The organism is Streptomyces sp. NPDC001604 (assembly GCF_042893475.1).
Taxonomy (GTDB): domain Bacteria; phylum Actinomycetota; class Actinomycetes; order Streptomycetales; family Streptomycetaceae; genus Streptomyces.
Genome location: NZ_JBIAUY010000010.1, coordinates 172,664 through 193,243, shown reverse-complemented (window position 1 = coordinate 193,243; position 20,580 = coordinate 172,664). Strand labels below are relative to the sequence as shown.

Annotated in this window: 20 protein-coding genes; 9 read left to right on the top strand and 11 right to left on the bottom strand. The window is 70.6% G+C overall.

Going from position 1 to position 20,580, the window contains the following annotated elements:
* Positions 1-3 precede the first annotated feature (3 nt).
* From ACFY1E_RS26765 to ACFY1E_RS26755, 3 genes are read right to left on the bottom strand one after another with little or no spacing between them, the layout of a single operon-like run.
* Positions 4-822, bottom strand: a complete 819-nt coding sequence (locus tag ACFY1E_RS26765) for an ABC transporter permease (protein ID WP_389080057.1) — start codon at positions 820-822, stop codon at positions 4-6.
* The gene (locus ACFY1E_RS26760) at positions 807-1,709 is read right to left on the bottom strand and encodes an ABC transporter permease (protein WP_389080056.1); all 903 of its coding nucleotides are present in this window, start codon (positions 1,707-1,709) and stop codon (positions 807-809) included. Before ACFY1E_RS26760 ends, ACFY1E_RS26765 begins: the two co-directional genes overlap by 16 nt.
* The gene (locus ACFY1E_RS26755; RefSeq protein WP_389080055.1) at positions 1,706-2,857 is read right to left on the bottom strand and encodes an ABC transporter substrate-binding protein; all 1,152 of its coding nucleotides are present in this window, start codon (positions 2,855-2,857) and stop codon (positions 1,706-1,708) included. The genes ACFY1E_RS26760 and ACFY1E_RS26755 overlap by 4 nt, the downstream gene beginning before the upstream one ends.
* A gap of 214 nt (positions 2,858-3,071) precedes the next feature.
* On the opposite strand from ACFY1E_RS26755, the gene ACFY1E_RS26750 reads away from it, so the two are divergent.
* The gene (locus ACFY1E_RS26750) at positions 3,072-3,812 is read left to right on the top strand and encodes a GntR family transcriptional regulator (RefSeq protein ID WP_389080054.1); all 741 of its coding nucleotides are present in this window, start codon (positions 3,072-3,074) and stop codon (positions 3,810-3,812) included.
* A gap of 123 nt (positions 3,813-3,935) precedes the next feature.
* On the top strand, positions 3,936-4,619 hold the full coding sequence (locus tag ACFY1E_RS26745) for a hypothetical protein (RefSeq protein WP_389080052.1): 684 nt from the start codon (positions 3,936-3,938) through the stop codon (positions 4,617-4,619).
* A gap of 2 nt (positions 4,620-4,621) precedes the next feature.
* On the opposite strand, the gene ACFY1E_RS26740 is transcribed toward ACFY1E_RS26745, so the two are convergent.
* Complete coding sequence (locus ACFY1E_RS26740; protein WP_389080051.1) at positions 4,622-5,344, bottom strand: FAD binding domain-containing protein; 723 nt, start codon at positions 5,342-5,344, stop codon at positions 4,622-4,624.
* A 219-nt stretch (positions 5,345-5,563) separates the two neighbouring features.
* Between ACFY1E_RS26740 and ACFY1E_RS26735 the strand changes: the two genes are divergently transcribed.
* Positions 5,564-6,244, top strand: coding sequence for a dienelactone hydrolase family protein (locus tag ACFY1E_RS26735; RefSeq protein ID WP_389080049.1), 681 nt, complete (start codon positions 5,564-5,566; stop codon positions 6,242-6,244).
* A gap of 39 nt (positions 6,245-6,283) precedes the next feature.
* On the opposite strand, the gene ACFY1E_RS26730 is transcribed toward ACFY1E_RS26735, so the two are convergent.
* Complete coding sequence (locus ACFY1E_RS26730; RefSeq protein WP_389080048.1) at positions 6,284-7,504, bottom strand: chitinase; 1,221 nt, start codon at positions 7,502-7,504, stop codon at positions 6,284-6,286.
* Positions 7,505-7,684: 180 nt separating this feature from the next.
* Between ACFY1E_RS26730 and ACFY1E_RS26725 the strand changes: the two genes are divergently transcribed.
* Positions 7,685-9,343 carry a hypothetical protein gene (locus ACFY1E_RS26725; protein ID WP_389080047.1) on the top strand — a complete coding sequence of 553 codons (1,659 nt, stop codon included), beginning with the start codon at positions 7,685-7,687 and terminating at the stop codon, positions 9,341-9,343.
* A 16-nt stretch (positions 9,344-9,359) separates the two neighbouring features.
* Here ACFY1E_RS26725 and ACFY1E_RS26720 read toward each other — a convergent pair whose 3' ends face one another.
* The gene (locus tag ACFY1E_RS26720; RefSeq protein WP_389080045.1) at positions 9,360-10,148 is read right to left on the bottom strand and encodes an SGNH/GDSL hydrolase family protein; all 789 of its coding nucleotides are present in this window, start codon (positions 10,146-10,148) and stop codon (positions 9,360-9,362) included.
* Between the two features lie 33 nt (positions 10,149-10,181).
* Positions 10,182-11,186, bottom strand: coding sequence for a LacI family DNA-binding transcriptional regulator (locus tag ACFY1E_RS26715; RefSeq protein WP_389080044.1), 1,005 nt, complete (start codon positions 11,184-11,186; stop codon positions 10,182-10,184).
* A gap of 148 nt (positions 11,187-11,334) precedes the next feature.
* Here ACFY1E_RS26715 and ACFY1E_RS26710 point away from each other — a divergent pair, with 148 nt between their 5' ends.
* From ACFY1E_RS26710 to ACFY1E_RS26695, 4 genes are all read left to right on the top strand, one after another.
* Positions 11,335-12,225 carry an amidohydrolase gene (locus tag ACFY1E_RS26710; protein WP_389080042.1) on the top strand — a complete coding sequence of 297 codons (891 nt, stop codon included), beginning with the start codon at positions 11,335-11,337 and terminating at the stop codon, positions 12,223-12,225.
* Between the two features lie 44 nt (positions 12,226-12,269).
* On the top strand, positions 12,270-12,770 hold the full coding sequence (locus tag ACFY1E_RS26705; protein WP_389080041.1) for a cysteine dioxygenase: 501 nt from the start codon (positions 12,270-12,272) through the stop codon (positions 12,768-12,770).
* 163 nt (positions 12,771-12,933) lie between these two features.
* Positions 12,934-13,230, top strand: a complete 297-nt coding sequence (locus ACFY1E_RS26700) for a hypothetical protein (protein WP_389080039.1) — start codon at positions 12,934-12,936, stop codon at positions 13,228-13,230.
* Positions 13,231-13,347: 117 nt separating this feature from the next.
* Complete coding sequence (locus ACFY1E_RS26695) at positions 13,348-13,788, top strand: OsmC family protein (protein WP_389080037.1); 441 nt, start codon at positions 13,348-13,350, stop codon at positions 13,786-13,788.
* 366 nt (positions 13,789-14,154) lie between these two features.
* Here ACFY1E_RS26695 and ACFY1E_RS26690 read toward each other — a convergent pair whose 3' ends face one another.
* The 3 genes from ACFY1E_RS26690 to ACFY1E_RS26680 form a co-directional block, all read right to left on the bottom strand.
* Entirely contained in the window at positions 14,155-14,475 is a 321-nt protein-coding gene (locus ACFY1E_RS26690) for a GNAT family N-acetyltransferase (RefSeq protein ID WP_389080192.1), read from the bottom strand.
* 146 nt (positions 14,476-14,621) lie between these two features.
* On the bottom strand, positions 14,622-15,890 hold the full coding sequence (locus tag ACFY1E_RS26685) for an MFS transporter (protein ID WP_389080036.1): 1,269 nt from the start codon (positions 15,888-15,890) through the stop codon (positions 14,622-14,624).
* A gap of 266 nt (positions 15,891-16,156) precedes the next feature.
* Entirely contained in the window at positions 16,157-17,050 is an 894-nt protein-coding gene (locus ACFY1E_RS26680) for a PfkB family carbohydrate kinase (protein WP_389080034.1), read from the bottom strand.
* 115 nt (positions 17,051-17,165) lie between these two features.
* Between ACFY1E_RS26680 and ACFY1E_RS26675 the strand changes: the two genes are divergently transcribed.
* The gene (locus ACFY1E_RS26675; RefSeq protein ID WP_389080033.1) at positions 17,166-18,044 is read left to right on the top strand and encodes a lysozyme; all 879 of its coding nucleotides are present in this window, start codon (positions 17,166-17,168) and stop codon (positions 18,042-18,044) included.
* 96 nt (positions 18,045-18,140) lie between these two features.
* Here the strand turns inward: ACFY1E_RS26675 and pepN are convergent, their stop codons facing one another.
* On the bottom strand, positions 18,141-20,576 hold the full coding sequence (pepN, locus tag ACFY1E_RS26670; protein WP_389080031.1) for an aminopeptidase N: 2,436 nt from the start codon (positions 20,574-20,576) through the stop codon (positions 18,141-18,143).
* Between the last annotated feature and the right edge of the window lie 4 nt (positions 20,577-20,580).

Below are 20,580 nucleotides of genomic sequence, written 5' to 3'. Positions count from 1 at the left end.
GGTTCAACCCCTGGAGGAAGAGGTACGGGTCCGCCCGCCGACACCGGCGAGCGCGAGCAGCAGGGCCCAGGTGACGAGCAGGCTGAGCACGGAGACGGCGACGGACAGCTGGGCCTGCGAGCCGCCGACGCTGTAGATCCACACGGCGAAGGGCTGGAAGCCGAGCAGCTGGGCCACGGTGAACTCGCCGAGCACCAGCGCGAGTGTGAGGAACGAGGCGTTCAGCAGCGCCCCGCGCAGATTGGGCAGAACCGCTCGGACCAGCGCCTGCGGCCAAGGGGCCCCGCAGCTGCGGGCGGCCTCGACGAGGGTGCGCACATCGATGGCGCGCAGCCCGGAATCCAGCGCCCGGTACACGAACGGCAACGCCATCACGACGTACGCGAGGACGAGCACGAACGGGAAGCTCGGGTTCTGCACGGCCACGAACGTCTCGAACAGCGGGGTGCGCGAGAGGTATTCGGGGCCCCACTTCAGCACCGTGGCGATTCCGGCGACGAACGCGATCGGCGGCACGACCAGCGGCAGCGAGCACACCACCTCGACGACCGGCCGCAGCCGGGGCGCGGCGAGCCTGAGCGCGACCATGGCCGGGACCATGAGCAGCAGCACGATCGCGATGGTGGCGGCCGCCAGCTCCAGCGAGAGCAGCAGGCTGGAGCCGAAACCGTCGGTGGAGACGATCTGGCTGTAGGCGTCGAAGGTGACGCCCTGTCCCGGCACATCGACCGTGAAGATCACGGACGCGGCGAGCGGGACGAGGAAGTACAGGGCGGCGAGGCCGAGGACGACCCACCGCCACGGGTTCAGGCGTCGAGCCATCGCGCGCTCCGTCGTTGCAGGGGCAGGTACACGGCCATGACGAGCCCTGCGACCAGGACCATGTCGAGGCTGAGGGCGAGGGCCACGTTCTCCTGGCCGACCAGCACGTTGCCGGAGATGGCGTCGGCGATCTGCAGGGTGACCAACGGGACCGAACTGCCCACCATGGCCGCGGCGGTGGCGTACGCGGCGAACGCACTGCCGAAGAGCAGCACGAACCCGCCGAGCAGCGACGGCAGCAGCACGGGCAGGGCGACGTGTCGCCAGTACTGAAGGGCAGTGGCGCCGTTGTTCTGGGCGGCCTCACGCCACTGGGAGCGCAGACCCTCCAGGGCGGGGGTGATGGTGAGGACCATGAGCGGGATCAGGAAGTACAGGTAGACGATGACCAGGCCCCGGAAGCTGTAGAGGTCCCAGCCCTTGTCCGCGAGGTGCAGGTGCTTGGTCAGCACACCAGCGTTGCCCAGGGTGGCGACGAACGCGAAGGCCAGCGGGACACCGCCGAAGTTGGCGAGCACCCCCGACGCGGTGAGCACTGCCTCCCGCAGCGCACGGAACCGCGAGGTCACCACGACCTGCGCGAGCGGCAGCCCGAGGACGGTTCCGATGGCGGCCGAGACGGCGGACAGCTTGACGCTGCCGAGCAGGGCCGTCAGATAGGCGCCCTGCAGAGAGGCCGTGAGGTTCTCGGTGCTGTACGAACTGGCCCCGGTGGCCTGGTCCTTGACGCTGAACGCGCCGTTCAGCATGGCGATCGCGGGCACCCCGAAGGCGACCGCGACGAACACGAGCAGCGGGACGACGGCGAGCCAGCCGGGGACCCGGCGCCGCCGCTTCACCGAGGTGAGCGGCGGCGCCACGTCCACGCCTGTGAGGGTGGCCGTCATCCGGAGACGGCCTTCGCCCAGCCCTGCGCGATGACCGTCTTGGCCTTGCCCTGCTGGGCCTCGGACGGGAAGGAGGGCGTACCGGAGACCTTCGGCAGCCTGGCCGCGGCCTCCTTGTCGAGGGTGCCGGCCTTCTCCATGGCCGGCATCAGCGCCGGGCGCGCGTAGCCCTTGAGCCACAGGTTCTGGCCCTCGGCGCTGTACAGGTACTCCTGCCACAGGCGGGCGGCCGCCGGGTGCGGGGCGTCCTTGTTGATGGCCTGCGAGTAGTACTGGGAGAACTGACCGTCGGACGGGACCGCCACCTTCCAGTCGACGCCCTTGGACTTGAACTCGTCGGCGTAACCGGCGTTGAGGTAGTCCCAGTCGATGCTGATCGGCGTCTCGCCCTTCTCGACGGTCGCCGGAGTGGACTCGACGGGCGTGTAGTTGCCGTTCTTCTTCAGCTTGGCGAAGAAGTCCAGGCCGGGCTGGATGTTGTCGAATGAGCCGCCGTTCGCGACCGCGGCCGCGTACACGCCGCCGAAGGCCGAACCCGACTTGGTGGGGTTGCCGTTGAGCGCGACCTGCCCCTTGTACTGAGGCTTCAGCAGGTCCTTGAAGGTGGTCGGACAGGTCTTGACCCGCTTGGCGTCGCAGCCGATGGAGATGTAGCCGCCGTAGTCGTTGTACCAGCGAGCCTGGGGGTCCTTCTGCCCGGCGGGGAGGTCGGCGTACGAGGCCACCTTGTACGGCGCGAGCAGGCCCTGCTGGGCGGCGCTGAGGGCGAAGGAGCTGCCGAGGTCGAGGACGTCCGGGGCGCGGTCCTGGCCCTTGCGGGAGGTGACGGCGGTGATCTCTTCCTGGCTGGTGCCGTCCGGGTTCTCCACCGTGATCTTGATGCCGTACTTCTTCGTGAAGCCGTCGATCAGGGCGCCGTAGTTGGCCCAGTCGCGGGGCAGCGCGATGGCGTGCAGCGTGCCCTCCTTCTTGGCGGCCTTCACCAGGGCGTCCATGCCGCCGAAGTCGGCGGCGGAGGTGGCGGTGGCGGCGTTCTTGCCGTCCGCGGTGGTCGACGCGTTGTCGGGAGCGGCGCCGCAGGCGCTCAGGGCGAGTGCGGCTACGACGGCGAGGGAGCCGGCCAGGGCGGCTGTTCTCGGCTGGGACACGGTGACTCCAGAAGGGGGCGCAGGGGAGGACGCACAAGGCAGAGAACTTGTCTGAACAAGTTGGCCTCAGTAAGGCCGCCTGTGGTGACCACTTCGTAAACAGTGGCGAAATTGTGACCTCCCATTCCCTGCACAGTTCGGGGCAAGCGCGATCACCCGCCTGTCTCGATTAGGCTGGTCACGCTGTGCACAGCAGCTGACTCGGAGGGATACGGTGGCGACACGACACGAGGAGATCGCCGACGAGCTTCGGCGGGCGATCGACCGTGAGGAGTACACGGTCGGCAGCCGGCTGCCCGCCGAGACGGAGCTCGCCGCGCACTACGGCGTCTCGCGCGGCACCGTCCGCCAGGCCGTCGCCGCGCTGACCGCCGAGGGCCTGATCGGCTCCCGCCAGGGCGCCCGCCGGGTCGTCCTGGCCTCCCGCCGCAGCCAGAGCTTCGCCGAACTGCGCAGCTTCGCCCAGTGGGCCCGCGCCATGGGCCGCGAGGCCACCGGCCGGGTCGTGGCCCAGGAGTACCTGCCGGCCACCGCGCAGGACGCCGCCCGTCTCCAACTCCGCGAGGGAGCACGGGTGTTGCACGTCCTGCGGGTCCGCGGCCTGGACGGCGAACCGGTCCTCGTCGAGCGCACCGTGTACGCCGACTGGATCTCACCCGCCGTCGAGGCGCTCGACCCGTACGCCCCGTCCGTCACCCAACTCCTGTACGACAGCACGGGCCTGGTCTTCGCCTACGGTGAGCACGTCATCGACGCGGTCGCGGCGAGCGCACAGGACGCCGAGCTCCTCGGCATCCGCCGCACCAGCCCCCTGCTGCGCGTCCGCCGCGTCACGACCACCCGCGAGGGACGCCCGGTTGAGTGGTCCGACGACCGCTACCGCTCGGACGCCGTGAGCTTCAGCGTGCACAACTCGATAGACAACAACGCACTGGCCCGCAAGACGGCGGAGTGAGACCCCGGCAGGGTGTTGCCTGCCGCGCCCAGGGGCATGATGCGAGAACCTGAAGCGGGGGGGGCCATGGCAGAGACGACGGAGGCGCGAGGGAACACATCAACCCGCGGGCGCGTCGGGCTCATGCTGTTTCGCTGCGTGATGGTCCTGCTCGTCGTCTTCTTCGCGGTGCGGACCTGTGAGGAGACCGCGATCGCCGTCGCGCGCGGGACCGGAGGGCTGGACACCGTGGACGCGGTTGTGGTGGAGGCCGGGTGGCGCTCGCACGAAGGCTGCTCCGGCGCCGGCCAGGACACGAACTGCACCGAGCAGGTCACCTGGTCCAGTCGTGAGGTGGGTCTGCGGGTGGACGGTGACACCAGGACGGTGTCCCTGGACGGCGACGGCCCCTCCTTCACCGAGGGCCAGAAGGTGCGGCTGGGCCTGTGGCACAACAAGGTCGTGGAGATCAACGGATACCTGGTCCACAGCGCCTGGAAAGGAGACGGCTTCTTCTTCGTTGTGCCGCTGATGCTGTATCCCCTGGCCATGGGGTACGTGGTGGTTGTGGTCACCGCGCTTCTGGCACGCCTGATGAACCGGGGCCGACGAGCCCGCCTCGACCTGGGGAAGCGTATTGAGGCAAGCGCCTCCGGTGTCGTTGTCGGCCTGGTCGTCTGTCTGTTCCTCGTGTTCTTCTCGGCGATACGGGAGGCCTCACCGCCATGGTGGCCGATCGCACCGGTCGGCGCCGGATCGGCCGTTGCCGCGCTGGTGCTCGTCATCAAGGCACGGCGTGCCACTGAGTCCATGCCCGTGACGGCTTGACGTCAGCAGCCGGCAGGGCGCGCCAGCAGATCGGCGACGTGTTGACGCGCGGTTCGCCACGCGGCCGTGTGGAGCGTGCCGACCGGTGTGTCCCCCAGCGCGCGGATCGCCTCTTCGATCCCCTCGTGGCAGGGGACGTCGGCCGTGAGCACGTCGTAGCCGTCGCGGACGGCGACGTGGAGGCGGTTGAGCCCGCCGTCATCCGTGTGCACCGCGGCGGCGACCACGAGCGGCGGTTGCCCACCCGCCTCGCCGGGCAGTTTCCGGTAACTGCTGACGCGTGGTTCACGCCAGTGCAGGCTGAGCAGGAGGTGGTGCTTGGCGAGGACTTCGGCGAGGTCGGTCTCGTAGATCCCGTCGCCGTCGAGCACCGTCGCCCAGGACCCCAGCACCAGCGCGGCCGGCAGCAGACAGCGCAGCGTGCTGCCGACGAGGTTGCCGCCGACGGTGGCCGTCCGGCGCACGGCTCCCGTCCCCACCGCGGCAGCTGCACGGTGCAGCACCTCGGGAACGCGCTCGTCGACGGTGTTCAGCACGACGGCGCCGCCCAGCGCCCCGCGCCCGATCACATTGGCCTCCGGCAGCCTGCGCAGCGACACGGCCTGCTCGGGAAACCCGTCGCGTTGCCAGTCGGCCCAGATCAGTGTCGCCCCGCCGACGGGTACGGCTCCCTCGGCGAGGCACTCCTGCGCTTCGGACACGGACTCGGGAAGACGTAGCAGCACGGGAGCCGACCTGCTTTCTCTACGACTTGGAGCTCAGTTGCACGGCGTTCCCGGCGACGAGAGCACCGACCTGCCGCATTTTCCCCACCTGCGTGGAGGCGCGTACAGGGCTCACTGATCTAGTGCGTGCGCCCCCTGCGCGGCGCCGCCCCGGAGCTTCGGGAGAGGATGAGGCGTCCGGAGCGGAGAGGTGCGGTACTGGTGAGGAACCGTGGGGCAGTGCAGCGCAACGAGTCCGCGCTGATCGTGCGGCACGCGCCGCCCGAAGATGTGGCCGCGGCGATCGTGACGCTGCACGGCGGCCACGAGCTGAGCCGCCGGGCGGCGCACCCCTGGCAGCCGGCCGCGCTCCGTATGCTTCCGGTCCTGCGGGCGGCCGGAGCGGCCTCGCCCCCAAACGTCCTGCTCGGGCAGGTCCGCTACCGGCACCAGGGCTGGAACGACGCCGATCCCGCCCACGACGCACTGCGGGCGCTGGACGAACTCCAGCGGCTGGCGGGAACGGTGCCCACCGTCCTCGTAGGGCACTCGATGGGGGCCAGGGCGGCTCTGCGGGCCGCGTCGCATCCGCTGGTGCGCGGCGTGCTGGCGCTGGCGCCCTGGTGTCCGCCCGTGGACTCCGCCCGCCACCTCGGCGGTGTGCGCCTGCTGGTCCTGCACGGTGACCGCGACCGTGTGACATCGCCCGCCGAGTCGGCGGACTACGTGCGCCGGGCGAGGGAGGCCGGGGCCCGGGCCGGTCTGGTACTGGTCCGGGGCGGCGACCATGCGATGCTCCGCCGCAGTGGAGACTGGCACCGGGCCACGGCCGAGATCGTCGCCGGGATGCTGCGGCCGGACCCGGAGGCCGAGGGGCTGGCCGCGAGGGCTTGCGCGGCGGACGGCGCCGTCGACCTGTAGGAGGACGGCGCCGCAGGCCGGTTCAGCCGGGGACGATGCTCAGCAGGCCCCCTCGTCCTGCCAGGGTCCCCAGTCGGTGGCGGCCGGCGTCTCGTTCTGGGTCCACCACTTGGCCTTCCAGTTGTGCTTGTTGTAGGAGACCTCGTCGCCGGCGGTGTAGACGGCGCTCGAACTCCAGGCGGTCTTGCACGCGGTGGGTGTCGGCGTGGGCGTCGGGGTCGGCGTGGGAGTGGGAGTGGAGTCCGGCGGGGTGGCGCCCGCGAACTTCACCGAGTACTTGGCGAAGTCCCAGGAGTTCTGCGCCACGCTGGAGCAAGTGCCGGAGGTGCGCCCGCCGTTGTCGGGCGGGCTGCACTGCCGGTCGCGGTTGAGGGACCAGAAGGTGAAGCGGTCCATGTTGTGGCTGGTGGCGTAGTCCAGCACGGTCTGGAAGTCGGCCTGGGTGAAGATCTCGCCGGTGTCGCTGCGCCCGTTCATCCCGGAGAAGCCCTCGTGGGCGTAGGCGGTCGCCTGGTCCCAGCCGAACGTCGACCGGAGGATGGCGTTGAAGTTGGTGAGCGCGCTGGTCTGCGAAGCCGCGCCGTTGAAGCCGCCGTCGAAGGGCATGATGGAGAAGTTGTTCGGGGTGAAGCCCTGCGACTTCGCCTCCAGCAGCATCTGCTTGCCGAACCAGCCGGTGCCGTCGGCCGTGCCGGCCGTGGTGACGGAGACGTACAGGCCGGGGTTGTTCTGCTGGAGTATCTTCGCGGCGCCGATCTCGTTCTTGATCGCCGCGGTGTTCTCGTACTCCGGCTCCTCCAGGTCGAAGTCGATCGCGTGGAGGCCGTACTTGGTGATGACCTGCTGGTACGCGGCCGCCGTCGCCGCCGCGTCCGAGCACACCTGGCCCAGCTTCGTGCCGCCGTACCCGCCGATGGAGACGGACACGTCGCCGCCCTTGCCGCGGATCGTGTTGATGACGGACTGGACGGCCGTGTCCGAGGAGACGGGGGCGGTGCCGCCCCATGTCGGGGAACAGCCGCCGCCGTTGGGGGCGAGGACGAAGGCGAGCTGGAAGGCCTTGAGGCCCGTGGCGTCCATGATGGCGGCCGGATCCGGCGGATCGTTGTCCAGGGGCATCAGGTACGGGGCCGCCGCGTACCAGCGGTTGCCGAGTGCGGCGGTCGCGCCCGACGCGTGGCCCGCTACCAGGGCTGTGGTTCCTGCGGCGGTGAGTCCGACGGCGGCGGCTGCGCCCAGGCATGCACGAAGACGTCTCACGGTGTGCCTCCGATGGGGTGGGGGAGTGCCCCAGCTTCCTGCCGGACCGTGACCGCGTCCATGCTTTGGACTAGACCAAACAGCTTCTTGGTCTAGACCATGCGATTTCTTTGCGTTGTACCTGTCAGGCGAGTGGGTGGGTCTTGTGCGGTATGGCCGGTGTGCGGTAATTCGTCATCTGTGAACTACTACGACCTCGGGAGCCACGGCCGACGCGTGACGACCTCGTCGTCAGAGGCGCAGATGTGGTTCGACCGTGGACTGAACTGGACGTTCGCCTTCAACCACGAGGAAGCCGTGCGCTGTTTCGAGGCCGCCGCCGCGGCGGATCCCGACTGCGCCATGGCCGACTGGGGCGTGGCCTATGCGCTCGGCCCCAACTACAACAAGCCCTGGGAGTTCTTCGACGAGAAGGACCTGGCCCGGACGGTGGAGCGCACCCACGCCGCGGTGCAGCGCGCACACGCCAAGGCCGCCGGGGCCGCCCCGGTCGAGCAGGCGCTCATCGACGCCCTGCGCTCCCGCTATCCGCAGGAGCGGGCCCCGGCCGTCGAGGAGTGTTCGGTGTGGAACACCGCCTACGCCGACAGCATGCGGGCCGTCCACCGACTGGCCCCCGGCGACCTCGACGTGGCCACCCTGTACGCCGACGCCCTGATGAACCTCACGCCCTGGCAGCTGTGGGACATCCGCACCGGCACACCGGCCCTCGGTGCGCGCACCACCGAGGCCAGGGCGGTGCTGGAGCAGGCGCTCGCCACCGAGGCGGGCGCGCACCACCCGGGCCTGCTGCACATGTACATCCACCTGATGGAGATGTCCCCGACCCCCGAGACCGCCCTGCCGGCCGGTGACCGGCTGCGCGGTCTGATGCCGGACGCCGGACATCTGCAGCACATGCCGTCGCATCTGGAAGTGCTCTGCGGCGACTACCGCCGGGTCGTCTCCGACAACACCACGGCGATCGAAGCCGACGAGAAGTTCCACGCCCGGGCGGGGGCGCTGAACTTCTACACCCTGTACCGGTGCCACAACCTCCACTTCAAGATCTACGGAGCGATGTTCCTCGGCCGCTACCGGGACGCCATCGACACGGTGCACCGGCTCGAGGCGGCCGTGCCCGAGGAACTGCTGCGGATCGAGAGCCCGCCCATGGCCGACTGGGTGGAGAGCTTCCTCGCGATGCGGGTGCACGTGCTCATCCGCTTCGGCCGCTGGGACGACATCCTCGCCCTTCCGATGCCCGCCGACAGGCGCCTCTACTGCGTGAGCACGGCGATGCTGCACTACGCGCGCGGTGTGGCGTTCTCCGCCACGGGCCGGATCAAGGAGGCCGAGGCCGAGCGGCGGCTCTTCCATGACGCGGTCGCCCGGGTCCCCGAGACCCGCATGCTGTTCAACAACACCTGCGCGGACATCCTCGCGATCGCCGCGGCGATGCTGGACGGAGAGCTGGAGTACCGCAAGGGCAACCACGACGCCGCGTTCGCGGCCCTGCGCCGGTCGATCGAGCTGGACGACAGCCTTCCCTACGACGAACCCTGGGGCTGGATGCAGCCCACCCGGCACGCCTACGGAGCACTCCTCCTCGAACAGGGCCTGGTGGCGGAGGCCGAAGCCGTCTACCGGGCCGACCTGGGCCTCGACGACACCCTGCCGCGCGCCCAGCAGCACCCCGCCAACGTCTGGGCACTGCACGGCTTCCACGAGTGCCTCGTACGGCTCGGCAAGGACGGCGAGGCACAGATCGTGGCCCAGCAGCTGAAGATCGCCACGGCAACGGCGGACGTACCCATCGAGGCCTCCTGCTGCTGCCGGCTGGAGACCCGCTCGCATTAGTGCCCTACGGCCGGGTTCAGGCGACTCGCTGCGGCGTCACCGGGGTCGGCTCGGGTCTCTTCGCCGTGAAGCCGTCCCCCGGCACATGGCCGCGCAGCCGCCGCCACAGCCACGGCCCGACATGGTCCACAGCCCAGCGCACATCGGCCCCCACGGCACGCAGCACCGGGACCGGGGAGAGCGGAGGCAGCGGGTCGGCCCAGTCCTCGTGGTCCGGCAGACCGAACGTGTGGGCCATGCCGGCGGCGATCCGGGCGTGTCCGATCGGACTCGCATGCAGCCGGTCGTCGCTCCACAGCCGCGGGTCGGCCGTGAACGCATGCGGGAAGACGTCCAGGACGGCAACCCCGTGCCGTGCCGCCAGCGCCCGCAGCCGCCCGTTGAGGTCGAGAATGCGAGGCCGTACCCGGCGCGCGACCGGTGACACCTTGCCCAGGTCCGGGAAGGTCATGGTGGCGACGCGCGCGCCCGAGGCGGTCAGCCGGGCGAACGTGTCCTCGATGTTCGCGGCGACCGCCTCCGGGTCGTAGCGCGGCCGTACGACATCGTTCATGCCCGCCGTCACCGTCACCACATCCGGCTGCAGCGCGAGCGCCGGACCGAGCTGATCGGCCCTGATCTGCGCGCTGGTCTTGCCGCGGACGGCGAGATTGGCGTACGTGAGTCCCGGTTGCTGCTGCGCGAGGATCTCGGCGAACCGGTCGGCCCAGCCGCGGTGCCCGCCCGCCGGACCCGGATCGCCGATGCCCTCGGTCAGGCTGTCGCCGATCGCGACGTAGCGCAGATACGGGTGGGAAACGGTCATGCCGCGTGAGTCTATCTTCGGTTCATCCGGGGTTCAGACCCGCACGGTCGACCCGCGCTCCCGCATCCGCGGGGCACACAGCACCCGCTTCCTGCGCACCCGCCTGCCCTCGATCGCCGCGACCGTCAGCCGTGCAGCCTGAGCCGCGATCTCGCTCAGCCCCCAGTCCACCGTGGTCAGCGGCGGCGTGAGCACCCGCGACACCGGATGGTCGTCGAAGCCGACCACGGAGACGTCCCGGCCCACCTCCAGCGAGTCCTCCGCCGCGGCCGCGTACACCCCGTACGCCAGCGAGTCCGAGAAGCAGAACACCGCCGTCGGCGAGTGCGCACCCTGCAGCACGCGCCGCGCCACCGCCGTCGCCTCGCCCAACTCCTGCGGACAGGGCACCAGTTCGGCCCGCAGCCCGAGCCGGTCGGCCGCCTCGCCCACGTACACGTCGGCAGGCCGGTCCGGTGTGCTCGGCCGGGTCGGCGTCAGGACGGTCACCCGGCGGTGGCCCAGCCCGTGCAGATACTCCAGTACGGTGTCGATGCCGGCCCGGTTGTCGAAGATGACCTGCCCGGCCGTGCGGGCCCGGCTCAGCGAGTCGCCGACGGCCACCACCGGCAGCGCGTCCGCGATCGCGGCCCAGCCCTGCGCCGAAGGATCCACCGGAGACACCAGCAGCGCGTCGACCCGCTGGTCGCGCAGCTGCTTGGCGAGGACCAGCTCGCGGTCGGGGTCGCCGCCCGCGTCCAGGATCAGCGCATAGCGGTCGCCGGCCAGGAGTTCCCGGCCGATGGCCGCCATCAGCTGCTGCTGCCACAGGTCCTGGAGGTCGCCCGCGAGGACGCCGACCATGCTGGTACGGCCGCTGGCCAGGGCGCGGGCGATCGGGTCGGCCTCGTAGCCGAGCTCGGCCGCGGCCCTGCGCACCCGTTCCTCGGTCTCCTTGGAGACGTGTGTGCCGCGCAGGGCATAGGAGACGGCTGCGGTGGAGAGGCCCGTGGCCTCGGCCACCTCCCGGAGGGTGGTGCGCTTGTTGGGCCTGGCCATGCCGGGAAGCCTACCGGGGCGGCTGCGCCTTGTGGTCGCATCGCTCCGCTCGACGCCTCGGCACCGTTGACACGGCTTCTTGTTAAGCGGTTAAGTTAACCGCATCAGTGAATCGCTTAACATCGCTCTCCCCAGCGAGGATCGCCGCGTGCCCACCGACGTCCACCAGCACATCTGGCCGCCCGCCCTCATCGAGCTGCTGCGTTCCCGTACGACGCCCCCGTATCTCGACGACTGGACCCTGCACCTGGCCGGCGAACCGCCCTACGCAGTGAACCCCGCCGACCACGACCCCGAGGCCCGCGCCCGCCTCGCCGCCACCGACGGTCTCGACCTGGCCCTGGTGTCGCTCTCCAGCCCCCTCGGCATCGAACATCTGCCGCCCGCCGAGGCCGTACCCCTGCTGGCCGCTTTCCACGACGGCGCCCTCGCCCTCCCGGCCCCCTTCGCCGTCTGGGCCTCCCCCTGCCTGACGGCACCGGACCCGGAAGCGGTGGAACACGAACTGGGGCGCGGCTGTGTCGGCCTCCAACTCCCCGCCACCGCCCTCCTCGACGCGGCGGGCTGGGTGCACTGCGCACCCCTCCTCGACGTCCTCACCCGCCACGACAAGCCCCTCTTCGTCCACCCCGGCGCGGCCCCGCCCGCCGACGGCACCCCGCCGTGGTGGCCGGCCCTGGTCCCGTACGTGCAGCAGTTGCACGCCTCCTGGTTCGCCTTCCGCGCCTTCGGCCGCGCCCGCCACCCGGCCCTGCGGGTCTGCTTCGCCGCCCTCGCGGGCCTCGCACCCCTGCACGGCGAACGGCTCGCCGCGCGCGGCGGCGGACGCGGCGAGATCGACTTCGACGTGTTCTACGAGACCTCCTCCTACGGCACCCGCGCCGTTGACGCCCTCGTCCGCGCCGTCGGCATCGACGTGGTCGTCAACGGCAGCGACCGCCCCTACGCACCGCCCGTCGTCCCCGACCTCGGCGCGGACGCCGCCGTCCACGCCCTGCGCACCGTCAACCCGGCCCGCCTGCTGCACGGCCGCACCTGAACCACCGTGCCCCGAGCCCCGAGCAGCCCCGAAAGGAGCCACCCATGACGTACGAGTCCCTGCCGGAGCGGACCCTCGACAAGCACGAACTGAGGGCACTCGTGACGGACCTCGCCGCCCGCCCGGACCTCTGGCGCGCCCACGTGGCCTTTTCCGACCACGAGCGGCACTACGCCTCCCTGTACCGCGACGCCTACGTCGACGTCTGGCTGCTGTGCTGGACCCGGCAGAACGACACCGGCTGGCACGACCACGACCTCTCCGCCGGCGCCGTCAGCGTCGTACAGGGCGCACTCGAGGAGTCCACCCCGCGCATCGGCGGCAGCCATCTGCGCGTCACCGTCGAGGCCGGCACCGCCTTCTGCTTCGGCCCCGAGCACATCCACCGGCTCACCGGCGCCACCGACGACGCCGTCTCGATCCACGCCTACTCTCCGCCGCTGTGGCGGCTGGGCCAGTACGACATCTCCGAGGACGGCCTGATGCGCCGCATCTCCGTCTCGTACGCGGACGAGCTGCGCCCCCTGGACGCTCCCGTCGCCTGAGAGGGGTCGTCGCGCAAGTCCCGCCCCCGGACGGCGAGTTCGTACTTCCGCAGGAGCGCCCTGGAAGCGCCGCGGGACCCGCGGAGGTGTCCGATTCCGCCTGGCTCACCCAATTGGCCGCGCTCGGAGCGAAATTGGCCGCAGGGGTGTGCAAGGTGACTGCATGAACACAACACAGGGGAACAGCCCCACTCGCCTCGGCCGCGCCAACAAGATCGCTTTCCGACTTCCGCGAATATTCGCGGTGAGTGCCGTGCTGGGCATTGCCTGCGTGGCCGGAGCGGCGACCGCCGCTTCCGCCGCTGACGCGACGCCCACCGCGCAGCTCACCGCAAAGACGACCGCTGCCGAGCGGACCTCGGCACACGGCCACGGTGAAGGAAGAGGTCACCGTGGCCATGGTGGTGGTGACGACGGCGACAACGAGTGCAATGGCCTGATCGTCCTTCTCTGCGTCTGACCATCGGCGGCAGGGCCGCCACCACCCACAGGGCGGTCGGGAAGAGGGCAGTTCCTCTTCCCGACCGCCCCCTCAATGCCCCTGCAATCAATCGGCGGAGCACTTAGTGTCGTCGTCATGACCGAAGACTCCCTGCGCTCCGTCACCGTCGAGCGAACCAGCACCGGACACTTCCTGGCGACGAACGCCCGCGGTGGCACGATCAGCTTCGGGACCGGTTCCGAACCGCACGGGGAAGACGAATTCACCCCGGTCGAGTTGCTGCTCGCCGCGCTCGGCGGCTGCACGGCGGTCGACGTCGACATCGCCACCAGCCGCCACGCCGAGCCGACCAGGTTCTCCGTCGCGGTGACCGGCAACAAGATCAATGACGAGCTCGGCAACCGGATGACCGATCTCCGGGTCACCTTCTCCGTCGCTTTCCCGGACGGCGAGGGCGCGGATCGGGCCCGCGCGATTCTTCCCCGGGCCGTCAAGACCTCTCACGACCGGCTCTGCACGGTCAGCCGCACGGTCGAGACCGGCACGCCCGTCACCGTGTCGCTCGAGGAGGCCTGACCACACCTCAGGGGTCTGGGGCGATGTGACCGGCATGGCTCACACCCCGGTGACCTCTCCTGATCCAGGCTCGGTGCGAGGCGACGTTGCTGTACTCGTTCGGTCCGAACGGGACGCCGGCCTGCTTGCCGTTGCAGCGGGCGGTGGACGCTGACTCTGCCGGTGGAGGTGTTCCACAGACTCTTGAATCCTCACAGTGCCGTGAACGACAAGCCGACGAGCAGAACACAGCCGTCACCTTCGCCCAGGGCATGAGCGGACCGCCGCACCCCCGGCACAATCGCGGCCCCGAGTCATCGCCCGCGACGACGACCAGCCGCAGCCGGGGCTCCCTGTCCCCTTCCATGACGTCACCATAAGACCGGCCTACTTCGACTGACCTGAGACGAGCGCCTTGCTGTAGACCGTGGAACTGCGCCGGACCGTCATGCCTATCCGCTCATACAGCGACAGCGCACCGGTGCCCGAGTGTGTCGAGAGCGTGCAGGTCCGCTTCCCCTGGCGGTAGAAGGTGCGGAACGCTTCCCGCAAGAGCATGCGGGCGATCCCCCGGTTGCGGTAGTCGCGTCGTACCGCGACCCGCTCGACGTATCCCTCGCCGGTACCCGGGACGTCCAGCGACAGCACCGCGCCGACCATCTCGTCGCCGGCTCCGGTAGCCGGTCGGCAACCACGGTGAGGAGAGATCAGACATGAGGTGAACCCTGGCCCACGCGTACTTGCCTGTCGACTCGATTGCCTGGCATCGAGAGTCCAACGACCTCAGACCATTACTTATCCGGTCAGAGCCACTTTCAAGCACGAATATGGCATGACGGATCAGACACAGCTTCTCAGGCCAGTGACTCCGGCAGCGCCCCGGACTCGGCGGCGGGCGCGCGGCGGCGGGCCGCCAGCAGTCCCGCCGCGACGAGAGCGGCGGCCAGCCCCAGTACGCCCACCGCGCCGGCGAGGCTGCCGACCGCCGACTCCACGGCGAGCAGCACCAGCGGGCAGACGAACTCACCGGCGAAGAAGGCCGCCGTCCACAGTCCCGTGCCGCGACCGCGGTCCTCGAAGGCCAGCCGGGACATGGCGCCGGTGAGAAGGGCGGGCAGCAGCATGCCCGTGCCCACACAGTTGATCACCGCGCCGGCGACCAGCAGCGGCGCGTTGCCCGCCATGAACATCACCCCGAAGCCGACCCCGCAGACGGCGAGAACGGCCGGCAGCATCCCGTCCGGGGACCGCCCGAGGCGGGCGAAGGTGATCGCCCCACCCACGGTCGCGGCACTGGCGAGCGCCGTGGCGAGGCCGATCACACCGGAGTTCTTCGTCCCGAGGTCGTCCAGCAGGTACGACATCTCCACCGGCACGGTGTAGAAGATCATCGCACCGAAGAAGGTCAGGACACAGCTGCCCCGCAACTGCCGCCAGGGGAAAGGCCGCCGGACCTCCGGCGCGGCCGGTGCCTCGACGGTAGCCGGACGTGCAGCCGGGTCGGGCAGGGCGGTCGCCATCAGCGGGGCGAGCGCCAGGCTGACGGCGTACACCCAGAAGGGCACGCGCCAGCCCGCCGATCCGGCGGCGCCGCCCAGCACGAAGAAGACGGTGGCCGACGCGGAGGCGCACATGGTCTGCAGCGCGAGGTACTTCACCCGCCGGTGACCGCTGTAGTAGTCGCCGATCAGAGTCGTGCAGCAGGTCATGATCGCGGCCTCGGCGACTCCGACCAGGGCACGGCTGGCGATGATGCCGCCCAGCGAGTCCAGCCACAGCGGCGCCGTGCCGAACAGCGCGTACAGGACGGTCGCCACGATCAGCAGACGCTTGCGGCCCAGCCGGTCCACGATCACCCCGGCGAACGGGGCCAGCAGCGCCAGCGCCAGCGCCGGGACGGTCAGCGCGAGGGGCACCAGCGCCTTGGCGCCCGGAACGGATCCGAAGTGGTCCTGCATCTTCGGCAGCACCGGCGCGATGAGCACCGCACCCAGGATCGGCAGACAACTGCCCGCCATCAGCAGGGTCACCCGCAGCCGATGGGCCGGACCCGATACGGCCACGGGTGACGGAGCGGCGTCTTCGGCCGCGGCGGCAGCGGGCGGCGGGACGGAACCGGGCATGGCGACTCCAGGCAGGGTGTACGGAAGCGGGCATGCTCGTCAGGGGCGCCATCTGCGCTCGGCATGCAGGGGACGGCCGCACGACGACGGCTGGTCCGGACAGCCGGGTGGCGGATTGGGACGACTATGGGCCCCTCCGGAGCCTGGCCGCCATCCTTGACGCGATCCGAATTCCGTATCCGGAGCATCCATGCGATGGATGAGCCGATCTGGGTTTGAAATTTCAACCACAAGTGGGGCAGGGTGCCCGGCGAATGGCTGTGGCCTCAACCGCCCTGCATCCAGGCGCGCGTGCCGAACGACGCACACGCCCGCGAGGCCACCGCGGCCGCACCCCGCAGTGCCTGCACGAAGCCCTCCGACGTCAGAGGTCCCTGAACGGCGAGGTGATGAGCGAGCGCCCCGTGCAGCACGTCACCTGCCCCCAGTGTGTCCGCCACACGGACCGCGGGCACGTCCACCGTCCCACCGCTGTGGGGGCCCGCCCACATGATCGACCGCCCTCCACGGCTGACCGCCGACCAGACGACCCCGTGCTCCCGAAGGAACCGCAGCGTGTCCGTCGGCGTGCTCGCGCCGGGCGGCCGGAAGTCGGCCGAGCAGACGGCCACGTCGATGAAAGGCAGCAGGTTCTGCGTGCCGTCCTTCCAGCTGCCCCCGTCGAAGACGGTCGGACGGCCGGCGGTACGCGCGAGCCGGGCGGCGGTCAAGGCCAGGTCCATGTGGTGGCCGTCGAACTCTGCGATGTCGCAGGCGGCCACCAGCACGTCGAGATCGTCGGGTGGGGTGAGCCGGTGGCCCTTGGCGTTGGTCGAGGCGACGGCGCGGTCCCCGCTGGACGCAGTCACCAGAACGGACGACACGGCCGGCGGCTCGGCCGACTCCGCCGCCAGGTCCGACACGGCCACGCCCAGGCCGCCGAGGTCTTCCTTGATCCCGAGCCCCAGCGGATGGGAGCCGATCGCGGTGAGCAGCCGGGCCGTGCCACCCAGGTGGCTGAAGGCCGCGGCCGCGTTCGCCGCCGGACCGCCTGCCGCGACGACCTGCTCACGAGCCGTCAGTTTCTCGTTCGAAGCCGGCGCATGGTCCACCAGCTGAATGACGTCCAGCGTGCACAAACCGACGAACAGCCCTTGAGGACGTCCCCTGGTCGCGGACACCACCCAGTACCTCCTCCTGCAGGGGCATGCGGTCACACCCATTGGAGTACTCCGACGCCTGGAATGCCTTCATTGGGCGGTACATGGCGTGCGGTGCGGCGCCCCCCGGGGTCAGATGGGTTGCGTGCCAAGCTGCTTCCGTCCTCAGCACGGCCGCTCGCGCTGGCGTCTCATCGCTGCCCTGACCGGCCTCCTCCTCACCCTGCCCGCCATGCCGCCCGCGTACTCGGCGGCCGGACCCTGGCCCGATCCGCCCGTGCGCGGCGGCGCCTACATGGGAATGGGCGTCGGAAAGTACGAAGGAATGGGCGCCCACCACGACCCCGATCCTGACCCCCCGCCCCTGCAGGCCGGCCAGACCGAAGGCGTCGACGTCTCCAGCTACCAGGGCGACGTCGCCTGGTCCGCCTTGTGGAGCAGCGGCACCCGCTGGTCCTACACGAAGGCCACCGAGGGGACGTCCTACCAGAACCCCTACTTCGCCCAGCAGTACGACGGCGCCTATCGCGTCGGCATGGTCCGCGGGGCGTACCACTTCGCCACCCCGGACTCCAGCAGCGGTACCGCCCAGGCCGACTACTTCGTCGACCACGGCGGGCGCTGGTCCGCCGACGGCCGGACCCTGCCCGGTGCCCTCGACATCGAGTGGAACCCCTACGGCGACGCCTGTTACGGCAAGACCAGGAGCGGCATGGTGGCCTGGATCCGTGCCTTCCTGAACCGCTACAAGGCCCGCACCGGCCGCACCGCGGTGATCTACACGGCCACGAACTGGTGGAACAACTGCACGGGCGGCTACAAGGGCTTCGGCTCCACCAACCCCCTGTGGGTCGCCCGGTACGGCTCGACGGTGGGCGAACTTCCGGCGGGCTGGTCGACGTACATGATGTGGCAGTACACGTCGTCCGGGCCGACCGTCGGCGACCACGACAGGTTCAACGCCCCCGCGGACAAACTGCGGGAGTTCGCGGCAGCTCACCGGGCCGACGACTGACCGTTCCCCGTACCGGCAGGGGTTGACCGTCCGCTCAGGCGCGGCCGCAGGGAGATGCGGCCGGGCCTGTACGGTCGGGGCGTCCCGCAGGAACGGTCAGGGCCTGCGGGAACGCGAACGCAGCATGCGGCGTACCGTGTCCGAGCGTTCCAGGAGTGTGTTGCGGACCACCGGGGCCGCCTCGGCGGAGATCTGCTGGGCGGTCTCGATGTAGCCCGAGTCGATGGCGTGGGGCGGGAACAGGTGGCTCGTGAACCCCATCGCCGGGATCATCCCACCCTGGTGCAGATGGGGGATCACCTCCAGATAGCGCTGCGTGTAGGGGCTGAGGAGGTCGTCCTGGGCGGGACGCCAGAAGGCCGCCGCCACCTGGCCGACCGCGGAGACGGGGACGGTGCGGTCGACGACGAGCTTCTGCCAGACCTCGGCCTTGGCGGCGGCGTCGGGCACCGCGGCCCGCACGGTGAGGGCGCGGGTCCAGGCGTCGGGGTCCGGGTCGCGTTCCAGCAGGAGGGCGGCCTCGGACGAGACGTCCCCGCCCAGTTCGGCCGCGCGGACGAGCGCGCGCCAGTGCAGGTCGACGTCGTCGCCCGCCTGTTCGCGCAGCCAGGCGAGGTCTTCGTCGGTCGTGGCGGTACGGGCCAGCCCGCGCAGGGCGACCTGGCGGCGGCCGGGGTCCGCGGCCAGGTCCCGACAGGTTCTGGCCACCGCCGCCGTCAGCTCCGCCCGTTCGCCGGGCGGCGCCCACAGTTCGGCGATGTTCGCGGCGAGGGTCAGATACGGCTCGATCACGGCGTCCGAGGTCTCGGCCGCAAGGACCGCGGTGATGCACTGCCCGGCTTCCATGGCTGTGGCCTCGCCCGTGGTCAGCATGTCCCACACGGTGGCGGCGGCCACACCCCGGGAGATGGCCGTGGGCAGCTCCGCGGCCGAACGGAAGAGGGCGTCCCGGGTCGTGGGGTCGGGGCGGGCCGTGGCGAAGGTCAGGTCGTCGTCGTTGATCAGCAGGACGTCCGGCGCGGGAGGCAGGCCGGCGACAGGGGTACGGGGTTGTGTCACCTCGATGCGTTCCAGCGCCGTGCGCTCCAGCGCCTGTCCGTTCCGGGCGTACGCGCCCACCGCCAGAACCTGGGGGCGTGGGGTGCCGGCGGTCACCAGGGTGACGTTCCCGCCGTCGCGCTCCAGCCAGAATCGGTCGGTGCCGGCCGTCGCCAGCCAGGCGGTGCGCCAGCCGTCCAGGTCTCGTCCGCTTGCCTTGCCGAGGGAGTCGATCAGGTCCTGGAGCGTGGTGTTGCCCCACGCATGGCGGGCGAAGTAGGCGGCCATACCGGCCCGGAAGCTCTCTTCGCCCACATACGTCATGAGCTGCTGCAGGACCGAGGCACCCTTGGGATAGGTGATGTTGTCGAAGATCGACGCGGCCTGTGCGACATCGTGGATGGGCTGGTGGATCGGGTGGGAGACCGGGCCCTGGTCGGCCAGATAGGCCTTGAGTTTGTCGCTCACCAGGTGCCCCGCCCAGGCGTCGGTGTAGCGGGTGGCGCCCTCGGCGGCCCAGTGGCAGGCGAACTCCGCGAATGCCTCGTTCAGCCAGAGGTCGTCCCACCAGCGCATGGTGACGATGTTGCCGAACCACATGTGTGCCATCTCGTGCAGCAGCACCTTGGCGAGCAGCTCCCGCTCGGCCGGCGTCGGCACAGCCCTCCGCAGGAACACGTCCGACCAGGTCACGCAGCCGTAGTTCTCCATCGCCCCGCCGAACTCGGGCACGAACACCTGGTCGTACCTGCGCTGCGGGAACGGCATCGCGAAGGCCTCGCCGTAGAAGGCGAGACCCTGTCGGGTGAGGGTGAAGATCTCGTCGGCGTCACGGTCGAGGATCTCGGCGAGCGAGCGGCGCGCGTACAGACCGAGGTCGTGGCCGTCGGCCTCGCGGCGGATCTCGTGGAAGGGGCCCGCGTTGACCACGGTGTTGTACGTGGACAGCGGCGGCGTGTCCGGGAAGGTCCAGCGGCGGGCCGTCCCCAGCTCCTTGACGCGTGCCTCGCCGGAGTTGCTGGTGACGGTCCAGGCGGCGGGGGCCGTGACGGTGAAGGCGTGCGGGGCCTTGAGATCGGGCTGGTCGAAGCATGCCCAGACGAACCGGGCCTCGTCCGGTTCGAAGCTCATCCACACATAGACCTCGCCGTCGGCGGGGTCGGTCGCCTTGTGCACGCCCTCGCCCGCGGCCGTGTCGGCCTGGACGCTCTCCACGCGCAGCACGTTGTGCCCGGCCAGATCGGGCAGGGGGATACGGCCGTCATCGCCGGGGGTGAGAGCGGTGCCGTTGAGGGTGGCGCCGACGACCTGTGCCGCGCAGTCCACGAAGCTCTCGGCGCCCGGCTGGTGGCAGGTGAAGGTCACGGTGGACACGCACCGCACCTCGGGTCCGTCGGGCAGCGCCGTGAGGTCGACGTCCACGTCGTACCGCTCGACGGTCAACAGCGCGGCCCGGTGCTCGGCTTCGCCACGGGTCAGGCTTCGGATCCCCATGCAT

What these genes read in the sequence shown, in the direction of transcription:
- ACFY1E_RS26715 (WP_389080044.1), bottom strand. Translation starts at nt 11,186, where the DNA reads ATGGCCAGGCCCAACAAGCGCACCACCCTCCGGGAGGTGGCCGAGGCC.
- ACFY1E_RS26765 (WP_389080057.1), bottom strand. Translation starts at nt 822, where the DNA reads ATGGCTCGACGCCTGAACCCGTGGCGGTGGGTCGTCCTCGGCCTCGCC.
- ACFY1E_RS26745 (WP_389080052.1), top strand. Translation starts at nt 3,936, where the DNA reads ATGCTGTTTCGCTGCGTGATGGTCCTGCTCGTCGTCTTCTTCGCGGTG.
- ACFY1E_RS26695 (WP_389080037.1), top strand. Translation starts at nt 13,348, where the DNA reads ATGACCGAAGACTCCCTGCGCTCCGTCACCGTCGAGCGAACCAGCACC.
- ACFY1E_RS26685 (WP_389080036.1), bottom strand. Translation starts at nt 15,890, where the DNA reads ATGCCCGGTTCCGTCCCGCCGCCCGCTGCCGCCGCGGCCGAAGACGCC.
- ACFY1E_RS26675 (WP_389080033.1), top strand. Translation starts at nt 17,166, where the DNA reads ATGGGTTGCGTGCCAAGCTGCTTCCGTCCTCAGCACGGCCGCTCGCGC.
- ACFY1E_RS26720 (WP_389080045.1), bottom strand. Translation starts at nt 10,148, where the DNA reads ATGACCGTTTCCCACCCGTATCTGCGCTACGTCGCGATCGGCGACAGC.
- pepN (WP_389080031.1), bottom strand. Translation starts at nt 20,576, where the DNA reads ATGGGGATCCGAAGCCTGACCCGTGGCGAAGCCGAGCACCGGGCCGCG.
- ACFY1E_RS26705 (WP_389080041.1), top strand. Translation starts at nt 12,270, where the DNA reads ATGACGTACGAGTCCCTGCCGGAGCGGACCCTCGACAAGCACGAACTG.
- ACFY1E_RS26760 (WP_389080056.1), bottom strand. Translation starts at nt 1,709, where the DNA reads ATGACGGCCACCCTCACAGGCGTGGACGTGGCGCCGCCGCTCACCTCG.
- ACFY1E_RS26700 (WP_389080039.1), top strand. Translation starts at nt 12,934, where the DNA reads ATGAACACAACACAGGGGAACAGCCCCACTCGCCTCGGCCGCGCCAAC.